Raw genomic sequence first — 21,566 nt, forward strand, 5'->3', positions numbered from 1 at the left:
AACCGAACATCTGGTGGGATGACTGCAACAATCAACGAACCCATCAAGGCAAGAGGTGCTGCTGCAGAGCGCCAATGGATACCTTGCGTGATGGCAAGCAGATCTGGAAGGAAAAATTCGTGAACTGAATTTGACCTCACAGATACCTTATGAAAAATCGGTAACTGTCAGATCAAGTCTGAATTACTACAGAATAAGTCTGAATTACGACAGATTATTTCTATGTCCAATAATGTTCGAAGAAAGACGTGGCGGCGCTTCCGTGCGCCATAAAGTCTGTGTTTTTCTTTGTTAATTAACGGTGTCCTATCTGCTTTTATAAAAGACAAAATTCCCGTCAGCTTTTCCGGTGTGAGAACCTTCATCATAAGGTGTGGCTTTGTAATAGTTATGACTGTTTAATTCCCACTTCTTATCTGCCATGTCTGGCCACTTATCCTTGTCAAATCCTGGGTCGAGCTTGAACTCGTCTTTGTCAACGTTTAATACAAAGCATTTATTTTCTGCATCAAGTGTGAGTGCACTCCATGGCACCGCAAAAAGCTTTTCTCCCAGGCCAAGAAAAGTACCGGATGACAACACTGCATAACTTATTCTTCCGTTACTTAAATCCAGAACGATGTCCTTGATCTTGCCGAGATCCTCATTTTCATTGTTATAGACATTGTCCCCTGTGATTGTGCTGGCACTCATCAATGCCGGAGGGGGAGCGTGATGCAAGGCATGCTTCGCATGAATATTACTGTCTTTTAAAATACTGTGTTCCCGATTTTCAGCGCTCATATCTAACCTCCTTTTAATTAAAGTAGGGTTATTATTTCTTGAGATCATGTTTAGCATCACTTTTTAGATCGCCGTAGACTGTTTGTGCCTTTCCTGCGACTTTTTCTGATTTTCCTTCGAGTTCTGTACTTTTATCGCCGAAAATTTTTCCGAATTTTTCTTTGATTTTACCTTTTGCAGTATCGGATCTGCCTTTAATTTGGTCTTTGTTCATGAATGTCACCATAGGATTAACCTAGAACTGCTTGGAAAACGTAACCAGAAAATTCTGATTGCCTGTATACAGTATGCCAAACCAAAATCTGTGTCTGTTCGGTAAAGCACTAAGTGCTGAAATTTTAGATATAACAGCAAGTCCTAGACAGGCACTTCCTAAAAAAGACTTTGAAAACCCCATCATAGTTCTTTTGGATTTTACCAAATGCTCTTGCGCAATCAGAATTAATTGACAAAAGCCTAAACATAGGTCAAAAAGCCATATTTCAGACGCAGACACTCCTCGGCGAAAACCGATGGATTAATATGGCCGGGTGGGCTCGAGAAAGTTAAGCCGATTTTCGAAATCGTCGATACAGGATCTGTTCAAAGTGCTGGCTTCTGATCAGCCATTGGTCGGGGGGAATATTTAACCGTGTGAGAATCGGCGGCAGGTATTCGGGAATCGTACCCCGTTTGTCATCGCGTATGGCACGCCTCGTACAATCCACCAGTTGTAAGTAATCTCTCAGTGAGTAGGCAACGCCCGATTGGCAGTTTGAACGTATAGCGAGGCTGGGGCACGACAGTCATCCGATATCTGGGTTTCGACCTCCAAGCTAACGGCAGTGGATTGTGTTGCAAACCCTTGCAGTATGGGATTGTCTCGATAAAAGTTCCATTGCTTGTGATATTCATACCAAAGTTTGAGTTTATAAGTATGAATAATGGCTGTCCTTGATTTTTAACCTTCGGTCACCGACAGCTCGTTTCTCGCGCCGCTTATCGTAGGGCATTAAGTGTCCGAGTTATCCTTGAGCTGAAGACACCCTATATATTTATCTGGGGTCACCACCGTTCGATTTTGGCACTTTTCCGGGACTCAGATCATTTTGTCAACTTCCCCATTAGCAAAATGCCTCTATTTTTGATATGGCCTGAAAATACCAATTTAGACCGTTTCGTTTTTTGGGGGACTATCAATGTTGGTCTGCATAGCAATTTCCGTTCGCCAATAGACACCCTCATCAATGTATTTCACAGCATCCGTGACCGTAGAGAAGATATGTCCCTCCTTATAATGTCCAAGTTTAAAAGCTGTTAAAGCATCGCGTACTGGTCCGATCAAATTGGTAAAGTAGACTTCGATATTTTGCTCATGGAGATTGTGCGTTAAATTTGACAGCATACGGATCGCGGTGCTGTCAATGCTATTTACGGCGCTACCATCAAAAATAACAGCTTTCAAACTGTTCGAGGGTCGCTGTTTAATCCATGAGTACAGGTGAGTGAGAAAGTAATCCTTATTGGCAAAATACAGTGGAGCATCGAAGCGGAATATCAAGAGGTCATCCCGAGTTTCAGCATTGCTGAATCGGTTTATATTGCGATAAAGACCTTGTTCTTTAATTAAACCCAGTTCGGTCATATGTGGCATTGCGCTGTTATGTATAACCAGTAGAATCGAAATGATCACGCCTGCCATAAGTCCTTGCTGGACACCGAGCAATAAGGTGATTAAAAATGTGGTCATTAAAATCCAAAACTCTTTCTTATTCTGGTGAAAAAGAGTTTTCATTTCGGTGTATTTGAAAAGGCCAAGTACCGACATTACAATGATGGCGGAAAGTACTGCTTTGGGTAAAGGGTAGCTGGCGAATAAAGGCGCTAAAAACAGCAGTATGAGAATGATCAACAGTGAAGAAATGACAGCCGATACCTGAGTCAAAGCGCCGGCCGAACGAAATGCAGCGCTGCGAGAAAAACTGGCAGACACTGGGAACGCCCGAAACAGTGCACCCAACATGTTGGCCAAGCCAATTGCGATCAGCTCTTGATTGGGATTAACACTGATCTTGTCCTTGGGGGATTCTTGGGATTTACAAATCGAAATGGTTCCGACGTACCCCATAAACGCCACAGTGAAGGCGATTGGTAATAATTCACCCAACTGGTTCCAGCTGAGGTTGGGGAATTCAAACATCGGCAGACCGTGAGGAATCGAATTGATAACAGCCACTCCATATTCATCAATTTGCCACAGGCCAGCAATAAACATGCTTGCTACGAGAACAACTAAGGCGTTGGGAAGTTTTGGTAAAAGCCGGGTGCTGGCGATGATAAATACTAGACTGGCAGTCGTGACAGCTAGTGTGTATCTATTCCACTGATTGAAAGACACAAGTAACTGGTACACCAACTCAATAACATTTTGGCTCTCAACATTGGCGCCCACTAGATTTTGTAATTGGCTGCCTATGATGATAATCGCTGCTGCTGAGGTATAGCCGACGATTACTGGATAGGAGAGAAAGTTCGCAATGAAACCAAAGCGCAGCAGTCCAAATACAAACTGTAAAATCCCCACCAGTAGTGTAAGCACAATGGCGAGCTGTAAATATTCGTCTGAGCCAGGTTCTGCCAGGACACTCAGCCCCGAAAGAATCAAAATAGAATCCAATGCCACGGGGCCGATAGAAATTTTGTTGGATGTGCCCAGTAAAGCATACAACAGAGGTGGAAAAATGGCGGCGTATAAGCCAATTTCAGGGGGTAGACCTGCAACCATCGCGTAACCCATGCTTTGGGGAATTAACATTACGCCAATGGATAGGCCTGAGAATATATCTCTACTAAATGTATGTTTATGGTAATTTTTAAGCCATAAAAGCCCTGGGAATAATTTGTACAACAAAATGGGTTTCCTCTGCTAGTTAGATGCTCAATCGGCTGTTGTTATTCGCCATGGTCTGGCCAGCGATAGTCATTGAATTGTTGGCGAAGCTCTTTCTTATTCACTTTTCCGGTTGCGGTATGAGGTAACTCTTGTAGGAACTCACAGGCTTCAGGGATCCACCAACTGGCCACTTTTGTCTTGAAGTAAGAAAGTAGCTCATCGGGGAGCGGGGATTCGCCGGGTTGAGGAACGACCAAGAGCAAGGGTCTTTCAGTCCATTTTTCGTGATAGACACCTATCACAGCAGCTTCTGCCACTTGTGGGTGAGTCATGGCGGTATTTTCTAACTCAATCGAAGAAATCCATTCACCTCCCGATTTGATGACGTCTTTGTTGCGATCAGTGATCATCATGTAACCCTGAGGGTCTATGGTCGCCACATCGCCAGTTTCGAACCAACCGTCGCTGTCGGTCGCATCGCTGTCGGCTTTGAAATAACGCTGGATAACCCAGGGTCCGCGTACTTTAAGCGAGCCTGATGACTGGCCATCCCAGGGCAGTTCATTGTTGTCGCTGTCGACGATTTTAATGTCCACGCCACAGACGGGCAGACCTTGTTTGAGACGCACTGGAGCTTTATCTGTCTCCGTCCAGTTGTGCATATGGGGTTTAAAGGTATTGAATGTACCCAGCGGGCTCATTTCGGTCATACCCCAGGCCTGTCGCACTTCGACCCCGTACTTTTCTCGGAAAGTGTCAAAAATGGGTTGTGGGCAAGCTGCGCCGCCTGTAATAACTCGCTCCAGAGTCGGTACAGAGGTACCGGCTTGTTGCATAAAATTCAGCAAAGCCAGCCACAGAGTGGGCACTCCAGCGGAAAAGGTGACGCATTCATCATTGATCAGGCGATTCAAGACTTCACCGTCACCCATCGCTGGGCCTGGCATCACCAACTTCGCGCCGACCATAGGGGCTGTGTAGACCAAACCCCAGCCGTTGACGTGGTACATAGGTACAAGGGGCATAACCACGTCGTGCATTGTCAATCCGAAGATATCTCGCAACCCAGTGGTATAGCTGTGCAGAACGGTGGAGCGATGTGAGTAAAGCACGCCTTTAGGATTGCCGGTTGTTCCAGAGGTGTAGCACAGAGCGCTGGCTGCGTTTTCATTCAGCTCCGGCCAGTCAAATTTCGATGATTCACCCTGGATCAACGTTTCATAGCAGATCATGTTGGGTAAGCTGCTGTTGTTGGGCATATGAGCTGGGTCGGTGAGTACCACAAAGCCTTTTAGATTGGGCAATTTATCAACCAATGTCTCCATCAGGGGCACAAACATGACATCGATAAACAGCCACTCATCGTTGGCGTGGTTGATGATGTACTCGAGTTGTTCAAGGAAAAGGCGTGGATTGATGGTATGGCAAATCATGCCGGAGCAAGAGGTTGCATAATACAGTTCCAAGTGGCGGTAATCATTCCACGCTAAAGTGCCAACACACTGACCCTGTTCAATGCCAAGCTTGGCTAGCGCATTGGCCAACTGTCGAGTTCGTGCGAATGCTTCAGTGTAGGTATAATGATGGTCAGGGTTATCGGCTGTCACGGAGACGATTTCACTGCTGCCATGAACTGTCTCAGCAAAGTTCATAATGTTGGTGATGGTGAGCGGCAGGTTCATCATTTGACCCAGCATGGTGATTCCTCTTGTGGTTTAAGGTGTATAAGGTGACTGGGGGATTTGTACGATCATTCACAAAGCTCAGGTTCTCAGTTAGGTTCTGCGCCCGGTAACTGATCGCAAACACTTTGCTAGCGATCGAGCTCGAGAATAAACTCTTCCGCCAGAAGCCATGAGCCAAAGCCCGATGCGGGGTTTAAATGGCCAACGTCTCCCAGATTAACCAGTTGGCTACCCCACGCAGATGCTAATAGCGACGCTGAGGAAAGACTGGCCAGATAGTCGTTGCTGCTGGCAGCCAGTATGCTGGGAAAGGGCAGGCGGCATTGAGGGGTTGGATCCCAACCGTGCTCACGTAATTCTTGAGGGCTGGGGTAATGGGCTGGCCACTCGGCGTTGATGTCAGGAGGCGCAGCCAGCAGAGCGCCTTTAATAGAACGTGTGTAGGTCGCAGCCCAATGAGCGACCATCAGGCAACCAGCACTGTGCGCAACCAGAATAATGTCACCATCAATCCCCTCAACTTCGCTCTGAATATTGTCAACCCGTGCCCGACAATTAAGTTTATCTGTCGTTAGTGGCTGTACCGCTCTCACGTTGTTGAGTTTGGCTTCCAGCAATGTTTGCCAGTGATCGGTGACATGATCTCGCAAGCCGGGTACGATCAAGACGGTTGCTTGGGTATCCATGAATTAGTTACCTTCTGGTTAAATAAGCGCTTGAAAAACAGGGCAGTCCGTTGATGCGGAGCTGCCCCAAAGCGGTTCTCTGTGATCGGTGTGTTTATGAAATTAAAAATTCACACGAACCGTTACGCCGTAGGTTCGTGGTGTCCCGGTATACGCCTGGAAAGAAGCGCCACCATCTAACTTGGACGCAAGGGGAGACGCAGTTTTTTGGACGTAGTACACCTCGTCGTTGATATTCTTCGCCCAGGCAGCGATATCCCAGGTGGCGTTACGCCAACCAGTGCGGAAGTTACCTACCCAGTAAGCGTCCTCTTCATGACGTGAATCCAGCTCAGAACTGTAGTTGGCGCGGTCGGTATAGCGGTAGTCGACGCGCGCATAAAAGTCACCATCGGCTAATGTCTGATTCCACTCTAATGCCAGATTGCCGGTTAATTTAGGCGCGAAAGGCAGGTTTTCTCCGCTCAAATCACATTGCCCCAGCGCATTATCCGAGGTGCGGCCATAAGCACACTGGCCTCCTGTATACTCATCGTATTTGGCATCGATGTACGCCAGATTGATATCGGCGGACAGGTTTTCTGTCAGTAACCACGTGGAATCCAGTTCAATACCATCGACAATGACCTTCTCGGCATTGTTAACGGCAAAGGCCAGGCCGACGAAAGTGGCGTTTTGGAAATCTTCATATTCGGTGTGAAAGACACTGCCATTGATCCGTGCGCGCATGTCCCACAACTCAGCCTTCCAACCCAGCTCGAAGTTTTGGATGGTCTCTTCATCGAAGGGGCGCGCTTCTTCGCTGAAGTTACCCCACTGCAGGCTGTAACCCCCGGCTTTAAAACCCCGTGAATAGGTCGCGTACAACATCGTGGTGTCATTGGCATACCAGCTCAAGGTGGTATTTCCGGTAATAGCTGACCAGCTGTCACGGTCATCAAAGTCGCTGGCATCCGGAGTAATTGAGCATACAAGGTTGTTGAGAATGCAGCCCAGTTCGGTGGTCGTATGTTGTTCAACTTTACCGTCTTTTTTATCGTACGAGTAGCGCAATCCGACATCCACTTTCAGGTCGTCGGTAAGGTTGATACCCACTGTGCCAAAGAGTCCAAAACTCTTACTATCCTGCTGGGCATAAACATCACCGGTGTCGCCAGGGCTGCCGAAGAGTGTAGGCATAGGTGTTCCAATGGTTGCTGCACCTACAACCGCGCCTAGCGTGTCCACGTCGGATTGCAATTCAAATTCAGGCGTGTTTTTGTCTCCACGAGAAAATTCATTTTGGTAATAGAACGTCCCCACCAGCCAGCTAAAGTTGTCATCGGTGTCAGACATCAAACGGAATTCTTGGGAGAAGGAAGAGCCTTCTTGGCGGTCGTTAAAAATCCACAGGTCTGACGGCATTTGCTCGACACCGTACATGATATTTGTGGATTCATAATCCTCATAACCCGTAATGGAATTAAATAAAATACCATCGCCACTGTATTCAAAGTGCAACACAGCATCGGTTGAGTCTTGTTCAAAGTCGTTGGTACCCACCTGTTCAATGATTCGATCCGAGGGATCATTGTTCGTCACGGGATGTCCTGCTCCCAGTTGTGCCATGGCATCTGCGATGGCGACGACAGTGGGGCTGTACCAAGTATCACCGAGCATGGTATTCATATCTCGCTTCATGTGACCAATGATCAAACGTGAGGACCAATTGTCAGTGAGATCGGCACTCAGCTGTACACGCACCGCTTGGCCATCCTGGCTGTCTCCGTCGGGACCTATCAGGTTGTCGATCATATGGTCGCGACGAGTGCTGGAAAAGCTGATTCGACCATTGACGGCATCGGTCAGGGCACCATTGATGTAACCTTTAAACTGCTGCAAGTTGTCGGATCCCAGACCAATCTCGCCCATGCCCAGAAATTCTGACGATGGGGCTTCAGTGTTAATACTGATGACACCGGCGCCGGCATTCTTACCGTAAAGGGTACTTTGGGGGCCTTTCAACACTTCCACTGATTGCACATCCACAAGTTCGCCCAGCCCAATGCCGGAACGGGAGCGAAAGGCACCGTCGATGATCAACGCAGTGTCAGGTTCAAAAGTAGGGATATTCCCTTCATTGCCGATTCGGCGGATTCGGAAGCTGGCGTTCAGAGGCGATAAGTTGCTGGTGACAATTAATGATGGAACTTGTGCAGCCACGTCGTCGACGTCGCGGAAGCCTGCTTTGAGTAATTGATCGCCGGACATGGCATCCACGGAAACAGGAACGTCCTGAAGGCTTTCAGCGCGTTTTTGTGCAGTGACAACCACCTCTTCCAGCGCCAGTGCAGGGGATTTACCGGATTGCGCCATGACGACAGGACTGGTTGCCAGACCAATGGCCAGCGCCAGTATTGATGGACGCGACAGTCCTTTGTTAGTGACTTGCTCTCTCGTTGCTTTTTTTATATTCATTATTCTTGTCCTCTACAGGCCAGTTTTATAATCACCGCCGTCGGGATCAGCGGTGTACGGCTCAATTTCTGTAAAATGGTTATAGACGTTTCTATTGTTCGCTGCTGTTTAGCAAGCTGGTTTACTTTAAAAGAGGCGGGGTTGGCTTACTTCTCATTACGCGACAGTGACTTTTCATTTCATGACAGGGTGGGTGAGCACGCAGTGTTGCCTGTGCGCGAAAAGGAAGGCATAGATTGCCCACCCAAGTCATGCCGTGAGGTTGTTATATCGCCGGGTAAAAACAAATGCGTTTCGGGATTCTGTGGAGATGGGCCAGCGCCCTGCTGAAACGGATCATCTGACGGTACTGTGTCTGTGTCTTCAGATACGTGTGATGAGGGCAGGGATGAATTCTCTTCTGCTGCCGATCAGACATGGCGTTGGTGGGTACGTATAAGGAGCCACTTGCTTTCAGACCGACGGCTACTGTGATGTACTGTGCGGGGATAGCCGTCGTCGATAACCTTACATTGGCCATCGATAAGGACGGGCGTAATGTTAACGTCGGCTACGACAGATGAAGGAATCTGCTCGCAGGGCGTTGGCCATTGAAACTAGAGCGATTTATCAGTTTCAGAAGACATGTTGGCCAGTTGCTGGCAGAGAGCGGTGTACAGGGCTTCTGCCGGTTGAGCCCCGAAGAGGTGAACTTGTTGATTGATGACAAAGGCGGGCACGCTGAGAGCGCCTAGTTCTGACTGGTATGGGGGCTGTCGATCTTCCAGACTTGACAGCAGAGGCGCTGACTCGAGGCCATCGAGTTGAGTGACGATTTGGGTGAGTGTATCTCGGTCACCTATATCTTCACGGTAACAAAAATACCCTGCAAACAACCGCTCAAGCAGCATGGCTAACTGAGCTGGGTTTGCCCGTGTTCGAACTTGCTGAAACAGGCGGTGGGCATTGGCGGTGTTGGGCATACGCTCAATCCGACTCAGATCGAGCTTCAGCCCAGCACTGGCCGCTGCAGTCTGTACATGTGCCTGACGCAGACGCACCGCTTCATCGCTGCCCAATCGCTGACGATAAAAGTCAGCGAACGGCAAACCGTTAGGAGGTAACTGTGGCAACAGTTGCACCCCCTGCCATTCGACGGAGACCTCCGTTTGTGGGTGACTTTCCGCGAGCATTTCCAGCGCTTTGTCTAGCTGGCGTTTGCCGATTAAACACCAGGGACAAATGAAATCAAAGGCAACGTCAATCTGAAGAGAAGTCATACTGATACCACTGAGTCTGATGAGCTATCCACTTCTTTATTATAAAGTTCACGCACACTTGCCGCGTCACGCTGATAGTGACGTTTCGCGTAAAAGAATACCCCTGCGGCAATCAAACTCATTAACGGTATCAACGCCAGCGCCTGAGACAGCCCCAGCCAGTCGGCCAGAATACCTGTCACAAAAGGGCCGGGTGCCATTCCGAAAAAGTTATTGGCCAATGTGAGGGTAGCAAAAGCGGTGCCGTGAATGGCGGTGTGAGTCAGGTTGGCCACCATCGCACCGGCCGGGCCATTGGTGCCAGCGACAAGAAACATACCGAAGCCCAATAACAACAGTTGCATCATACCCGGCTGTAGCCGGAAACCAACACTGAATAACAAGCAGCACAGCAGACAGTAGGCAATGGCCAGCGTGATTTTATGCTGGGCCCGTTCGCGACATAAGCGGTCACTCAACATTCCGCACAACACCGTACCAACACCCATGAGCAACACAAACAAGCCAGCGATCAAGCCTGCCTGGTCGGTGCCCATGCCGTAATAGCGATTCATAAAACTCGGCATCCAGGCCATCAAGGTGGCGGCTACAAACAGCTGCAGGCCGCTGCCCACATAAGCGCTCAACACGGAACGGTTGTTTATCAGGCCGCGCAGAGAGGGCCGCTGCTGCCGAATCGCTTGCGCTTGTGGCGCCACCCGCTTAGCGCACACGACAAAAGGATATATCGCCGCCAGCACCAGACCAAAGAGAGCCATGCCAACAAAAGCCCAGCGCCACCCCAGCTGAGCGGCGATCACGCCGCCCAAGGCCATGCCCAACACGGAACCGAACATCCCACCGGCCATAAACGCGCTGGCCAAAGTCGCGCGCAGACTCGGCGGAAACACCGACAGCACCAAAGCAATGCCAACACTGCCGTAGGCAGCTTCACCAATCCCGACAAAGAAGCGGGCAGCAAACATCTGACCGAAGTTGTCGGAAAGACCGCACAGCAATGTCGCGAAGCTCCATAGCAATGCCATCAGTGTCAGGCTTTTGACCCGACCCCATCGATCCGCGAGGATCGACAGTGGTACGGTGAGTAGCCCAACCATCAACGCCACAATCCCCGACAGCGAGCCGAGCTGGGTGTCACTCAATTGCCACTCGGCCTTCAGCAGGGGAAATACGGCGTTCAACACCTGACGAGACATATAGTCGGAAATCAGCAGACCAAAGGTCAGGGCAAACACAATCCAGGCGAATCGACGTGAAACGTCGATCACAGGGATATCGTCTTGATGGTAATGAGCCATGAGGCTTCCTCATTGAAGATTCGGTGAGCCAGTATCCGTTTCCAGCTCGTCTGACTAGGTTATTTTCTCAGAAATCCTTGCGTGCCGCCCTTTGGGTTTGGCGCGAAGCCGTTGGCCGCCAAAGTTTCTTCGACAGTATCGTAGAAAACACCGATCTTAAGAATTTCGCGAGCTTCCTGCCCGTTGGCTACAGGACGACCAAACTCTTTGGCGATGCGTACCAGCTGCTGAATTTGTTCAACCGTGGTCACCTTGTGAGAGCGATCCTGTGCCCAGAGATTGTCCTCAATGCCGCAGCGTACGTGTAACCCCATGGCCATACCCATCATATTGATTGGCAGTACGTTGAGCATCGAACTTTCCACGGTCAGCATGGTCCCGTCGGGGATGGCGCGCAGGAAGTTGGCCATGCTGTAGATATGCGGTTGATCCATGCCGCCACCAATGGCTACCCAGTTACACACCAGTGGGCCTTTGTAGACTCCTCTGCGCATCAGGCGCTCGACGGTTTCGTAACTGTTGATGTTATAGAATTGAAAAGCGCTTTGAATACCGGCGTTGCTCAGACGTTTTATGTGTTCTTCGATAAACTCGGGCCCTGAGGGTACGATCATTTCTCGGTAGGCCTCGTAGGTTTCGTTCCCCATGGAGGTGCCGGCGTAGTCGCGAGCATCCATCTGCTCTGTGACATTCATCTGCGTCGTGTTGACGGTGACGGTGACCTGATCGGGCTTGGGGTCGAGTTCGGCGAGCATGTGACGGGTGTCGTCTTCCAGCCACTTTGCCGCATCACCGTCTTCTGGCGGCGCGAAAGAAATGGAGCCTCCCACCTGAATAACCATTTCGGGTACCGCTTCACGCACGCCAGCGATCAGCTCGTTAAACTTGGAGAGATGCTTGGAGCCGCGGCCGTCCAGTTCGCGGACATGTAAATGCAATACAGAGGCGCCCGCTTCATAGCAATCAACCGCCTTTTGGATCTGATCTTGCATGGTCACGGGAATGTCTTCCGGGTAGTCAGAGGGTAACCATTCAGGGCCATAGGGGGCCGCAGTAATAACCAGTTTGTCCTGATTTTCAGGGAAGAGTGAACCGTCGAGGAAATTCATGACTGTGTCCTTTAATAAGTAAATTTGGAGGGGGTTGCAGGAAGCTGCTGATCAAAAAGGCTGATCGCCAATGATGCCGGCCCGTTCCATCTTGCGGTGGCAGGGTGGGTAGTCCATCACGGCATAATGCTGAGTACTGCGGTTGTCCCAGATTGCGACACTGTTGGGCTGCCAGCGCCAGCGCACCTGAAACTCCGGGATATAGGCTTGGCTAATGAGGTACCGCAGTAAATCGGCGGCACCAGGGTTGGCGTCCTGGCCAAAACGCACGCGTTCGGGTGTGTGGTAGTTGGTAAAGTGGGTGGTAAACCCATTCACAAACAGGATTTTTTCACCGGTCTCCGGATGCGTACGTACCACCGGATGTTCCGCGTCCGGGTATTGTGCCTTGAGCGCCAGACGTTTCTCGATGGGCATGGCCGCACCGAACGAGGACTCGATAGAATGGCGAGCGCGCAGATCGGCGATTTGTGTTTTCACATGTTCAGGCAACAGCTCGTAGGCTTTGGCCATGTTCGCCCACATGGTATCCCCGCCCACAGGCGGACATTCCACACAACGCAATACGCAGCCAAAGGGAGGAGCCTCGCGCCAAGTGGCGTCCGTGTGCCAGGCGTTTTCATAGCGATCCATGGGTTGATCGGGGGTCTTGTAAATGCGCACAAGCCCCGGGTGCTCTGGGTCGGATCCCGCCACCGGGTGATCTTCGAGCGGACCAAAGCGCTCGGCGAAAGCCACGTGTTCGGCACGGGTGAAGGTCTGGTCGCGGAGAAACAGCACTTTGTGCTGCACCAACAGCTGGCGCAACTCATCAAACAAGCTGTCATCGTGAATAGCATCCGCAAGGTTGACGCCGGACAGTTCGGCACCAATGTTGTGGGTCAGCTGTTGAACGCGCATGGGAATATCCTCAAATGACAAAGATGGACGAGCCGGTGGTTTTACGGGCTTCCAGATCGCGATGCGCTTGCACGGCGTCTTGCAGCGCATAGTGCTGGTTGATTTCGATATTGATGCGACCGCTGCCAACGTGGTCAAAGAGCTCACTCGCCAGCGTCGCTTTTTCTTCTGGGTCGGCAATGTAATCGGCCAGTGCCGGACGTGTCATATACAGGGAACCCTTCATCGCCAGGAGTTGCGGATCAAAAGGGGGAATCGGGCCCGACGCGGTGCCGACGCAGACCAACAGGCCGCGGCGTTTGAGGGAATCCAGTGATGACATGAACGTGTCCTTGCCCACACTGTCAAACACCACGTGGACACCTTCGCCATCCGTCAGCTCGCGGACTCGATGAGCGACATTTTCATGGCTGTAGTTGATGATGTGATCACAGCCGTGAGCTGTGGCGAGTTCGGCTTTGGCTTGAGTTGATACAGTACCGATCACGTTCAGCCCCAGTAATTTTGCCCACTGGGACACAATCAGACCAACTCCGCCAGCGGCGGCGTGCAGCAATATAGTATCGCCGGCCTTGAAGTCGTAGATGCGACGCATCAGATAGGATGAGGTCAGCCCCCGCATGGTCATGGCGGCGGCGGTTTCAAAACTGATACTTTCAGGCAGTTTGATAAGCGGGGCTGCGGGTACAAGACGTTCGGTCGAGTAGGCTCCCAGGGTATTGATGAAACCGGTGTAGGTGACTCGCTCACCCTCCTTCACGTTGTCGACGTTCGGGCCAATTGCTGTTACCACGCCGGAGGCTTCAACGCCGATACCGTTGGGGAGAGGGATGGGATAGGTGCCATTGCGAAAGTACGTGTCGGCGTAATTGAGGCCGACAGCCACATGGCGCAGGCGCACTTCACCTGGTCCCGGATCCCCTACCTCCACATCTTCATAACGCAGAACCTCTGGTCCCCCGGTCTCATAAAAGCGGACACACTTAGCCATGGTCGGTCTCCTTCATAAAATGATTTGCAGTATTGGAAGCGTTAACGCTGAGTTATTGTGATCATCATATTAAAAAAGAGTAGGGGCTCTAACTTCACTTTTGACGACACCGACTTTTCATTTCATGACAGCTGATGTATAAATGCTGGCCTCTAACACGATTCGATGTGTCTAAAAGAGGATGAGGACGTCATGACCACTCAAATGCGCGCTGCGGTACTGAACAATTATTCGGAGTTGTGTCGACACCTGGGGTTGAACCCCCAGCTCTTGTTAGGGGAGGTGGGCTTGACCCCAGCACTCTTGGCGGATCAGGATAATCGAATTTCAGCCACGGCCGTTGTCAGCCTGCTGGAAAAATCGGCACAGGCCAGCAACTGCCTAACTTTCGGATTGCGTTTGGCAGAAACCCGCCAGTTATCGGATTTTGGTGCCGTCAGTCTTTTGCTTCTGCATCAGAAAACCCTACGTGATGCGCTGCACATCACCATACATTACCGCCGTCTGCTTAACGAAGCACTGGTGATGCACATCGAAGACGCTGGCAAGGTCGCTATCATTCGGGAGGAGGTTGTGACCGAAACTTCAGTGCCAGCGCGTCAGTCAATCGAGTTTGCCATCGGTGTCCTATACCGCTTATGCAAGGCCCTGTTGGGGGGGAATTGGCACCCGCAAAGCGTGAACTTTACCCACGATGCACCACAGGATGTGCAGCTTCACAAACGTATGTTCGGTGCTAAAGTTGAATTCGGTGCCGAGTTCAATGGCATAGTGTGCGCGAGTGCGGATCTGGATTGTCCCAACCCGCAAGCGGATCCTGCGATGGCACGTTATGCTGAGTTATTGCTGTCTTCTCTGCAGAGAGAGGAAGCCCTGTCGGTAGCAGAGGAAGTTCGTCAGGCCATTTATTTATTGCTGCCAATGGGGCGGGCTTCAATCGAACAAATTGCCCAAGCCATGGGGGTCAATACCAGAACTTTGCAACGCCGGTTGGAAAGTGATGGGGTCACGTTTACCGATTTGATCAATGAGGTGCGTTTTGTGCTGGTTCAACGCTACATGGCCAATCCTCAATACTCCTTGAGCTGCATAGCGGATCTATTGGGTTACTCAATGGCCAGCTCTTTTACCCGTTGGTTCAACGCCCAGTTTGGTATGTCACCGGTACGTTGGCGTTCAATAAACTGCCCTTCCTCAAAGGGGGAGTGACAATATCTCCGAGTATTTACTGTAGTGGTAACAGGAGATTTTTTCGGCAAGTGGGCTTCTGTTATTTTGCCGGGGCAGCTGTTTTATCTTCGCGGTCAGAATTACATTGCCATTATACAGAGCATGAAAAACTCTTGTTCATAAATATAGAGAATGTCAATTCAAGAAAGGGTGACGGATTTTAACTGCGAGCTTCTCGAGATACATTGCAGGGGAAGACAAAGGCTTCTTTTGACACAAAGTTGACGAACTTTTTCAGCATGAATCCGGCTTTATTGTGCGTTACCAGTCTGTAACTGGAGCGCGTTATTTCAGTTTCGACGAGTACACACCATAGTCATCATCCACGCTCTTCGACACAGACTCTGGTGCTCCACAGAGGCCGTGGAGAGCTCCCGAAGAGCCGTCTGCTGAGTATAGATTGCTCAAATGCCAGTGCATTATCTTTAAGCATGGCAAGTCCCTGTCTGTAAGGGCTGATTTTTTCAGCCGTTTTGTGGCTAGCGCTTTGGGTCCCCAGTGCACACATCATATTAACGGGTCTATGCCGCTCGTTACGATATTTTTAAGCTTGGTTTGTGCTAGCAGGTTTCGTGTTGGCGTGTAAAGTCGCACGTGTCAATTTTGCTGCGTGGCGTATGAATTATTCTAAAAATGTGATATTTTTCTAACTACTTGATTTATAGGGATGTTTTGGTCAACGCCACAGGTTATCTCCGGGCTGATGATCGCGGCATAAGAATAATTAGGCTGCACGTTACGTGCAAAAGCCTGCCTGTTAAGGTGACGGGGATAGAATGAGCTTAATGGACGAATCCTGGTATGAGAGAGAAGAGCGAGCATACCAGCATCTGTTTGGTGAGACTGGACCTGGAATCTTTCCGTTATCCACCAATATTTTTGACAAACTGGACGTGGATGCAATTAATCCGCGCTGGTTGGCGCATGGTGTTTTCAAGTGTAAACCCACCGAGCAGCGAAAAACCTGGGCGTATGTGACATCGGGGATGTCAAACCCCTGGGAAAGCAATCATCAGGGAATTACGTCGGGATTAGGTGTTGAATTCCTGCTTGAAACGGAAGAGGAGTCTGAATGGGCTGTGGAGGTATTGCAAACGTTAATGGCATACAACCTGCTTCGGGCATCGGGAAGCATGGGTGATTTGCCACCGTTTGAAAGCGGTCACTGCGTCCCCCTCTTTTTGTCCCAAACGATCAGCTCGATGATGTTTGTACCACCTAAAGATTTCCCGGATAGTTTCTGCCTGAATTCTGGCCGGGTGGATCTCATCCAAGTGGTTGGCATTACCCCGGAAGAATTCGACCAAGCTAAGCAAACTTCACCCGATGAGGTGAAGGCCAGGCTGTTGGCATCCCACGGAAATTTAGTAACCAGGGCGCATCGCGAAAGCGTGATTTAAGAAGAGCGCGACTTTAAAAAAAGCGCGATCGCGGAATGTGGTGACTGCGCTGTACCTGTGTTACAGGCAAGGTAAATGATGTCCTCTACGTGCAGTCAGGAGGGCAGGCCAGCGTTTTTCGATTAGCGGCTGAACTGTATCTCGAAGGGAATTCCATGAGGGTCAATAAAAAATACCTGTGTTATTCCCGGGAGCAACCCCTCGGCGACTTTAAACTCAATTCCCCGCGCCTCTAACCGTCGAACCATTTCATCCTGACCGTCAGCCCTTAGGGCAATATGATCGATGGAGCCTGTTGCTGGGGAGTAGGTGGACTTTTCCCGCAAATGGATGATGGCATTACCGCTTGAGTCGCAAAGCCAATGGCCCTGATGTCCCCTTACCAGAGGGCCGGCTGTGTATTTCAGGCCGAGTACGTCCTCATAAAACCGCACACTGGCCATGACATCGGTCGTTCTGATATTAATGTGGTCCAGCCCCTGAACTGGCATTGGCATCTTCTCCCGTACTTATCTTTGCATGTTGAAAGTGCTTTGCCGTGGCTCCTGTCACCCGCAGGTGATTGAGTTTCTAACCGGATTAATTGCCTCGAATGCGAACATCAACAGTCTGCTGAATTCCTCGTGCAACCACCATCAGTAGTTTTCAGGTGATTTGAATACCCCCGTGACTCAAAATTTACGGGGGTCCACAACCGTACGTATCGCCGCCTCTGGCCCCGACATTTCTGCCAGAGCCTGGGCTATTCCGCCAAGACCTATTTTGGCACCGATCCAGGAGCCGATGTCAATTTTTCCGTCGGCGATGGTGTTGAGTGCCAACGTCATATCCTGGGGTTCTTCGCCTCCGGCAAAATATACCGTCAGGCGTTTATTCTGGGCGCTGAAGGTGAGAATCTGCTCGGGCTCCATGCAATAGCCACCCATCACAATACGGCCATCAAAGCGCACAGATTGGATGATCTGCTGTAGCAGCCCGGGCACACCCGCGCACTCGTACACCAGATTTACTTGCCTGCCGCCGAGGTCATGAATGGGCTCGTAGGGAGACATTTCACGCGGGTCAATGACGATGTCAGCGCCCATTTTCAGCGCGGCCTTACGCCGGCCTGCGTGAAAATCGGCAGCTACGATCGGGCCGATCCCTTTAAGTTTAAGCCCAACAATCACTCCCAGGCCGATGGCGCCACAGCCGATGACGAGAGGGGTATCCTCGTTGGTGGGCAGACCACGGCGGGCATGCTCGAGCCCGACGGCCAAAGGCTCTGTCATGGCCGCCAGGTCATCGTCGAGACCGCTGGGCACTTCAATGACCATGTCCTCATCGAGCAGCATGTACTCACCAAAGCCGCCCGGACAATCATTGTTAAAGCCGATGACCGAATGCGCACCCGCTTGCCTCATGATGGGAACGGATGTGACTTTTCGTCCTATCCTGATCGGTTTTTTACTGTTGGGGCCGTAATCAATCACCTCGCCCACATACTCATGACCAGGTACAAAAGGGCGTGACAGATCCAGTCCGGCATACGGGCCACCATGTTTCTGGCACAGGCCCACAACCTGTTCTCCCGATTGTAAGAAATGCGCTTCCGAGGCGCACAATCCACAACTGTGGGTCCTGACCAGGACTTGCCCTTGTTGCGGGATTGGGTCGGGCACTTCGCCGACTGACACTTGACCGTCAAGAATATAAGCCGCTTTCATGTTTTCTCCAGGGGGGTGTTGTGAGTTACAGTTTGTCTGCTTTCAATCGCAGAGCTTCGTAGGAGGGGTCGGTGAGATCCCGGCGCCCGGCTGATACCTGAGTCATCGGTGTTACCGGCCGAATCTCATCAAAGTCCCGAATGGCGACGCGGCGATCAAGCCCCCAGCGGCCGTTGCGACGCGACCAGTGGTCAACATACCGTGTCCAAACCATCATCTGCATGGGCGTATCGTTTTGCAGAATTTTTAATGCCGCCATGCAATAGCTTTCACTGCCGGCGTTATCACCGTCCAGTTCAATGAGAATATTGGTGATCTGGTGAGAGTGAGCCAAGGTAGAACGGTGATGACCACAAATCAGGTCGATGACCCCCTTGCCGGGCCCCTGATAATAGTCAGCGCCATAATCGGCGAACGCATCTTCATGCCATATGGAGTGCCCCAAAGGAATGTCCAGCCGATCCACGGAGCGGCAATAGCGGTAAATCAGCTCCGTGATCTGTTGACGATCCGATAAATTCTGCAGGGTCATCATAGTGTTTCCTTGCGGAATATGTCGGCGCTCATCTTGGCAATCATCCTTACCCGCTCACGCCGCTGAGCTGCCGAAATGCCACCGGGGCCGGGAGCATCGTCTGCTACGCCCCAGTCAGCGGCAGGGCCATGGGGCAATCGTTCGAGACCCACTTGAGCGACCTCGACGGGATCGGCCAAGCCAGGCGGGAGCGGCAGCCCATTGGCCGCCAATTGAGCCCGCAACATCGGGGTATCCGTTCTGCCGAGAGCATAGAACAGAACATCCACCCCGTGAGGCTCCAGCTCTGCCCACAGACCTTCGGCAAAGCGCATGTTGAAGGCTTTGGTGCCGGAATAAGCCGACATATAGGGCCCGCTGCCGTGGCACGCCCCCGAGCCCACCAACAGAATTCCCCCCCGCTTGCGCTCACGCATGGCTTTGGCAAAATAGTGACAGCACTGAACCGGGCTCAGGGTATTGAGGGTAATCAGATCCATCCAGGCATCCATGTCTTTGTCCAGAAATTGAGCGCTGTTGGTGTCAGAGCCGGCGTTACTGATAAAGAGACCGACTTCCCGCCCCGCTGCCGCGTCGATAATAGTCGGCACGGCATCGGCGCTGGTCAGGTCAACAGAGACGGGGACACATTCCACACCGGATTCCTGTGAAACTTCCTCTGCTAATGCCATCAGCGGTGCCTCCCGGCGTGCGATGAGGATTAGATTCACCCCCTGGGCCGCGACTTGCCTGGCAAATTCTCGACCGGTGCCCTCTGAAGCCCCGGCAATAATGGCCCACGGGCCGTAACGCTCTGAAAAATCCATTCTGGTCTCCACTTTTTACGTTTATTCCGGGACGTGAATGCCAACAATTAGTATGTCGACTACAATCGGTTCAACGACAACCGTATCAACGACAACCATACCTACGACAGACACCGGATCCCGAGTGCGGATAATGGTAGGGCTTCTCCTTGTATATCACCAATACAACATTCGGCGTGCTAATATAACGACATTGTATATCTCAGACAGAGAAAGTCGTTGTGGAAACCCGAAGATTGACCTATTTCATGCGCGTCGCCGAAGACGGCTCCTTAACAAAAGCCTCGGGTGTTTTACGCATTGCACAGCCCGCGCTGAGTCGCCAAATCCGCTTGTTGGAAGAAGAGTTGGGCGTGACTTTGTTCACTCGCACGGCCAGGGGCATGCTACTGACCGAGGAGGGTGAATATCTTCGCAGCGCCATTGCCGGGCCGCTGCGGGAGTTGGATATGGCTCTGCACAACATTCGCTCAATGGGGGCGACAATGGCGGCCAATTTTACCTTGGGTTTACCACCGGGCCTGACAGATTCTCTGGCGATGCCAGTCATTCAGGCGCTTCGGGAAACATTCCCCAACATTCGACTGTGTGTCGTCGAAGGGGCGACAGGGGTATTGATCGACTGGTTAGGTCGTGGTGTTATTGATTTTGCCATCCTCGAGGAATCATCACGCAATGATCGGTTGACAGAAGAACGGATTGCCACGCTGCCTCTGGTCATTGTGGGGCCCCAATCGTCCCCGTTACCCCACCATGGAGACATCCCCCACTCGAGTGCTCTGCAATTGCCATTGGTGTTACCGTCTCATCACCTGGGTGTGCGGGGGGCAATCAACGATGTCGCGGCAAAATCGCACTGCGCCCTGAAGATCAGCACGGAAACAGACTCACACCGGCTGATCGCTGATCTGGTGGCCGGCGGGTCGGGTTACACGCTCATGCCGGAATGTTATCTTACCCAAAAGCTGGCGGAGCACGCTTTGAAAACATGGAGCTTGTCCAGGCCTGCCCCCTGTATTGAGATTTTTTTGTCGACTCGGGAAAACAGCAAAATATCCGGGCGACAATTTAGCGAAGTTACTAAAATGATTTCTGATGTTGCTAAAAGACAATTGAACTAGAAAGGCACGAGGTTGCCATTCACAATCAGTATTATCGAGCGGCTTTATTCGTTGCGGAACGAAACGGCAGTTATCGCCTGAAACGCCATGGTAGCTCAGCAGGTTAATGTTATTAACAGGACACAAGGAAAAGTAGCAATGATCAAACAATGTAAAGTGCTTATCTTCGGTCTCGCGGTGGCGGCTTCGTCTGCCCTTGCGGGGGAATTTTCCCTAACCAGTCAAACCATTCATGAAGGCGCAATGCTGACAAACGAACAGGTGTTCAATGGCTTTGGCTGTAGTGGTGAAAATATTTCACCGGATCTGAAGTGGACGTCGGGCCCCAGTGGTACCAAGAGTTATGCGTTGACGGTTTATGACCCGGATGCCCCTACCGGTTCAGGCTGGTGGCATTGGATTGCTTACAATATACCGGCCAACGTCACTGAATTTTCGAAAAATGCCGGCACCGAAGACGGCGCATTGCTACCTGCGGGTGTCGTTCAGGGGCGTTCTGATTTTGGCAGCTACAGTTTCGGCGGCGCGTGTCCACCGGAAGGGGATAATGCCCACCGCTACATTTTTACGGTACACGCCCTTAAAACGGAGCATATTGAACTTCCAAAAGATGCCAGTGCCGCGTTGATTGGATTTATGATTAATGCCAATTCACTTGGCAAGGCTACTTTAGTTGCGACTTATGGCCGCTGAGACAGGGCCATTGCAAAACCAGGCCCTGTTGTGTG

General features: G+C 51.0%; 19 protein-coding genes and 1 pseudogene. 5 read left to right on the plus strand and 15 right to left on the minus strand.

The window, feature by feature from the left end:
• Positions 1-11: 11 nt before the first annotated feature.
• Positions 12-128: pseudogene (locus tag G8770_RS24630) on the plus strand (IS481 family transposase); the annotation flags it as partial.
• 178 nt (positions 129-306) lie between these two features.
• Here the strand turns inward: G8770_RS24630 and G8770_RS09195 are convergent.
• From G8770_RS09195 to G8770_RS09245, 11 genes are all read right to left on the minus strand, one after another.
• Positions 307-783, minus strand: coding sequence for a PRC-barrel domain-containing protein (locus G8770_RS09195; protein ID WP_167185151.1), 477 nt, complete (start codon positions 781-783; stop codon positions 307-309).
• A gap of 31 nt (positions 784-814) precedes the next feature.
• Complete coding sequence (locus G8770_RS09200) at positions 815-997, minus strand: CsbD family protein (protein WP_167185154.1); 183 nt, start codon at positions 995-997, stop codon at positions 815-817.
• Positions 998-1,930: 933 nt separating this feature from the next.
• Positions 1,931-3,673 carry a SulP family inorganic anion transporter gene (locus tag G8770_RS09205; protein WP_167185156.1) on the minus strand — a complete coding sequence of 581 codons (1,743 nt, stop codon included), beginning with the start codon at positions 3,671-3,673 and terminating at the stop codon, positions 1,931-1,933.
• 41 nt (positions 3,674-3,714) lie between these two features.
• Positions 3,715-5,352: a long-chain-fatty-acid--CoA ligase gene (locus G8770_RS09210; protein WP_167185159.1), complete on the minus strand. Its 1,638-nt coding sequence runs from the start codon at positions 5,350-5,352 to the stop codon at positions 3,715-3,717.
• A gap of 116 nt (positions 5,353-5,468) precedes the next feature.
• Positions 5,469-6,026 carry an RBBP9/YdeN family alpha/beta hydrolase gene (locus G8770_RS09215; protein WP_167185162.1) on the minus strand — a complete coding sequence of 186 codons (558 nt, stop codon included), beginning with the start codon at positions 6,024-6,026 and terminating at the stop codon, positions 5,469-5,471.
• A gap of 102 nt (positions 6,027-6,128) precedes the next feature.
• Positions 6,129-8,483: a TonB-dependent receptor gene (locus tag G8770_RS09220; RefSeq protein ID WP_167185164.1), complete on the minus strand. Its 2,355-nt coding sequence runs from the start codon at positions 8,481-8,483 to the stop codon at positions 6,129-6,131.
• A 596-nt stretch (positions 8,484-9,079) separates the two neighbouring features.
• Complete coding sequence (locus G8770_RS09225) at positions 9,080-9,742, minus strand: DsbA family oxidoreductase (RefSeq protein ID WP_167185167.1); 663 nt, start codon at positions 9,740-9,742, stop codon at positions 9,080-9,082.
• Complete coding sequence (locus G8770_RS09230) at positions 9,739-11,040, minus strand: MFS transporter (protein ID WP_167185170.1); 1,302 nt, start codon at positions 11,038-11,040, stop codon at positions 9,739-9,741. The genes G8770_RS09225 and G8770_RS09230 overlap by 4 nt, the downstream gene beginning before the upstream one ends.
• Before the next feature lie 59 nt (positions 11,041-11,099).
• Positions 11,100-12,149: a beta-keto acid cleavage family enzyme gene (locus tag G8770_RS09235; RefSeq protein WP_167185173.1), complete on the minus strand. Its 1,050-nt coding sequence runs from the start codon at positions 12,147-12,149 to the stop codon at positions 11,100-11,102.
• Between the two features lie 51 nt (positions 12,150-12,200).
• Positions 12,201-13,049: a TauD/TfdA dioxygenase family protein gene (locus G8770_RS09240; protein ID WP_167185175.1), complete on the minus strand. Its 849-nt coding sequence runs from the start codon at positions 13,047-13,049 to the stop codon at positions 12,201-12,203.
• A 10-nt stretch (positions 13,050-13,059) separates the two neighbouring features.
• Positions 13,060-14,040: a quinone oxidoreductase family protein gene (locus tag G8770_RS09245; RefSeq protein WP_167185178.1), complete on the minus strand. Its 981-nt coding sequence runs from the start codon at positions 14,038-14,040 to the stop codon at positions 13,060-13,062.
• 192 nt (positions 14,041-14,232) lie between these two features.
• On the opposite strand from G8770_RS09245, the gene G8770_RS09250 reads away from it, so the two are divergent.
• Both G8770_RS09250 and G8770_RS09255 read left to right on the plus strand, forming a co-directional pair.
• On the plus strand, positions 14,233-15,249 hold the full coding sequence (locus tag G8770_RS09250; RefSeq protein ID WP_167185181.1) for an AraC family transcriptional regulator: 1,017 nt from the start codon (positions 14,233-14,235) through the stop codon (positions 15,247-15,249).
• A 797-nt stretch (positions 15,250-16,046) separates the two neighbouring features.
• Positions 16,047-16,670 carry a suppressor of fused domain protein gene (locus G8770_RS09255; RefSeq protein ID WP_167185184.1) on the plus strand — a complete coding sequence of 208 codons (624 nt, stop codon included), beginning with the start codon at positions 16,047-16,049 and terminating at the stop codon, positions 16,668-16,670.
• Positions 16,671-16,792: 122 nt separating this feature from the next.
• Here the strand turns inward: G8770_RS09255 and G8770_RS09260 are convergent, their stop codons facing one another.
• The 4 genes from G8770_RS09260 to G8770_RS09275 all read right to left on the minus strand — a co-directional run bounded on the left by G8770_RS09260 (position 16,793) and on the right by G8770_RS09275 (position 19,717).
• On the minus strand, positions 16,793-17,167 hold the full coding sequence (locus tag G8770_RS09260; protein ID WP_167185186.1) for a VOC family protein: 375 nt from the start codon (positions 17,165-17,167) through the stop codon (positions 16,793-16,795).
• 174 nt (positions 17,168-17,341) lie between these two features.
• Positions 17,342-18,376, minus strand: coding sequence for a zinc-binding dehydrogenase (locus tag G8770_RS09265; RefSeq protein ID WP_167185190.1), 1,035 nt, complete (start codon positions 18,374-18,376; stop codon positions 17,342-17,344).
• A gap of 25 nt (positions 18,377-18,401) precedes the next feature.
• Positions 18,402-18,911, minus strand: a complete 510-nt coding sequence (locus tag G8770_RS09270) for a nuclear transport factor 2 family protein (protein ID WP_167185193.1) — start codon at positions 18,909-18,911, stop codon at positions 18,402-18,404.
• On the minus strand, positions 18,908-19,717 hold the full coding sequence (locus G8770_RS09275) for an SDR family NAD(P)-dependent oxidoreductase (RefSeq protein ID WP_167185196.1): 810 nt from the start codon (positions 19,715-19,717) through the stop codon (positions 18,908-18,910). Before G8770_RS09275 ends, G8770_RS09270 begins: the two co-directional genes overlap by 4 nt.
• A gap of 221 nt (positions 19,718-19,938) precedes the next feature.
• On the opposite strand from G8770_RS09275, the gene G8770_RS09280 reads away from it, so the two are divergent.
• Complete coding sequence (locus G8770_RS09280) at positions 19,939-20,838, plus strand: LysR substrate-binding domain-containing protein (protein ID WP_167185199.1); 900 nt, start codon at positions 19,939-19,941, stop codon at positions 20,836-20,838.
• An 87-nt stretch (positions 20,839-20,925) separates the two neighbouring features.
• A complete protein-coding gene (locus G8770_RS09285; RefSeq protein ID WP_425050209.1) occupies positions 20,926-21,531 on the plus strand; it encodes a YbhB/YbcL family Raf kinase inhibitor-like protein in 606 nt (201 codons plus the stop codon).
• Positions 21,532-21,566 lie beyond the last annotated feature (35 nt).

Source organism: Pseudomaricurvus hydrocarbonicus, from assembly GCF_011602365.1.
Lineage (GTDB): Bacteria > Pseudomonadota > Gammaproteobacteria > Pseudomonadales > Cellvibrionaceae > Pseudomaricurvus > Pseudomaricurvus hydrocarbonicus.

Bases quoted from the DNA above. Each gene is read 5' to 3' on its own strand.
- G8770_RS09195 (WP_167185151.1), bottom strand. From the start codon at position 783: ATGAGCGCTGAAAATCGGGAACACAGTATTTTAAAAGACAGTAATATT.
- G8770_RS09200 (WP_167185154.1), bottom strand. From the start codon at position 997: ATGAACAAAGACCAAATTAAAGGCAGATCCGATACTGCAAAAGGTAAA.
- G8770_RS09210 (WP_167185159.1), bottom strand. From the start codon at position 5,352: ATGCTGGGTCAAATGATGAACCTGCCGCTCACCATCACCAACATTATG.
- G8770_RS09215 (WP_167185162.1), bottom strand. From the start codon at position 6,026: ATGGATACCCAAGCAACCGTCTTGATCGTACCCGGCTTGCGAGATCAT.
- G8770_RS09220 (WP_167185164.1), bottom strand. From the start codon at position 8,483: ATGAATATAAAAAAAGCAACGAGAGAGCAAGTCACTAACAAAGGACTG.
- G8770_RS09225 (WP_167185167.1), bottom strand. From the start codon at position 9,742: ATGACTTCTCTTCAGATTGACGTTGCCTTTGATTTCATTTGTCCCTGG.
- G8770_RS09230 (WP_167185170.1), bottom strand. From the start codon at position 11,040: ATGGCTCATTACCATCAAGACGATATCCCTGTGATCGACGTTTCACGT.
- G8770_RS09235 (WP_167185173.1), bottom strand. From the start codon at position 12,149: ATGAATTTCCTCGACGGTTCACTCTTCCCTGAAAATCAGGACAAACTG.
- G8770_RS09240 (WP_167185175.1), bottom strand. From the start codon at position 13,049: ATGCGCGTTCAACAGCTGACCCACAACATTGGTGCCGAACTGTCCGGC.
- G8770_RS09245 (WP_167185178.1), bottom strand. From the start codon at position 14,040: ATGGCTAAGTGTGTCCGCTTTTATGAGACCGGGGGACCAGAGGTTCTG.
- G8770_RS09250 (WP_167185181.1), top strand. From the start codon at position 14,233: ATGACCACTCAAATGCGCGCTGCGGTACTGAACAATTATTCGGAGTTG.
- G8770_RS09255 (WP_167185184.1), top strand. From the start codon at position 16,047: ATGAGCTTAATGGACGAATCCTGGTATGAGAGAGAAGAGCGAGCATAC.
- G8770_RS09260 (WP_167185186.1), bottom strand. From the start codon at position 17,167: ATGCCAATGCCAGTTCAGGGGCTGGACCACATTAATATCAGAACGACC.
- G8770_RS09265 (WP_167185190.1), bottom strand. From the start codon at position 18,376: ATGAAAGCGGCTTATATTCTTGACGGTCAAGTGTCAGTCGGCGAAGTG.
- G8770_RS09270 (WP_167185193.1), bottom strand. From the start codon at position 18,911: ATGATGACCCTGCAGAATTTATCGGATCGTCAACAGATCACGGAGCTG.
- G8770_RS09275 (WP_167185196.1), bottom strand. From the start codon at position 19,717: ATGGATTTTTCAGAGCGTTACGGCCCGTGGGCCATTATTGCCGGGGCT.
- G8770_RS09285 (WP_425050209.1), top strand. From the start codon at position 20,926: ATGGTAGCTCAGCAGGTTAATGTTATTAACAGGACACAAGGAAAAGTA.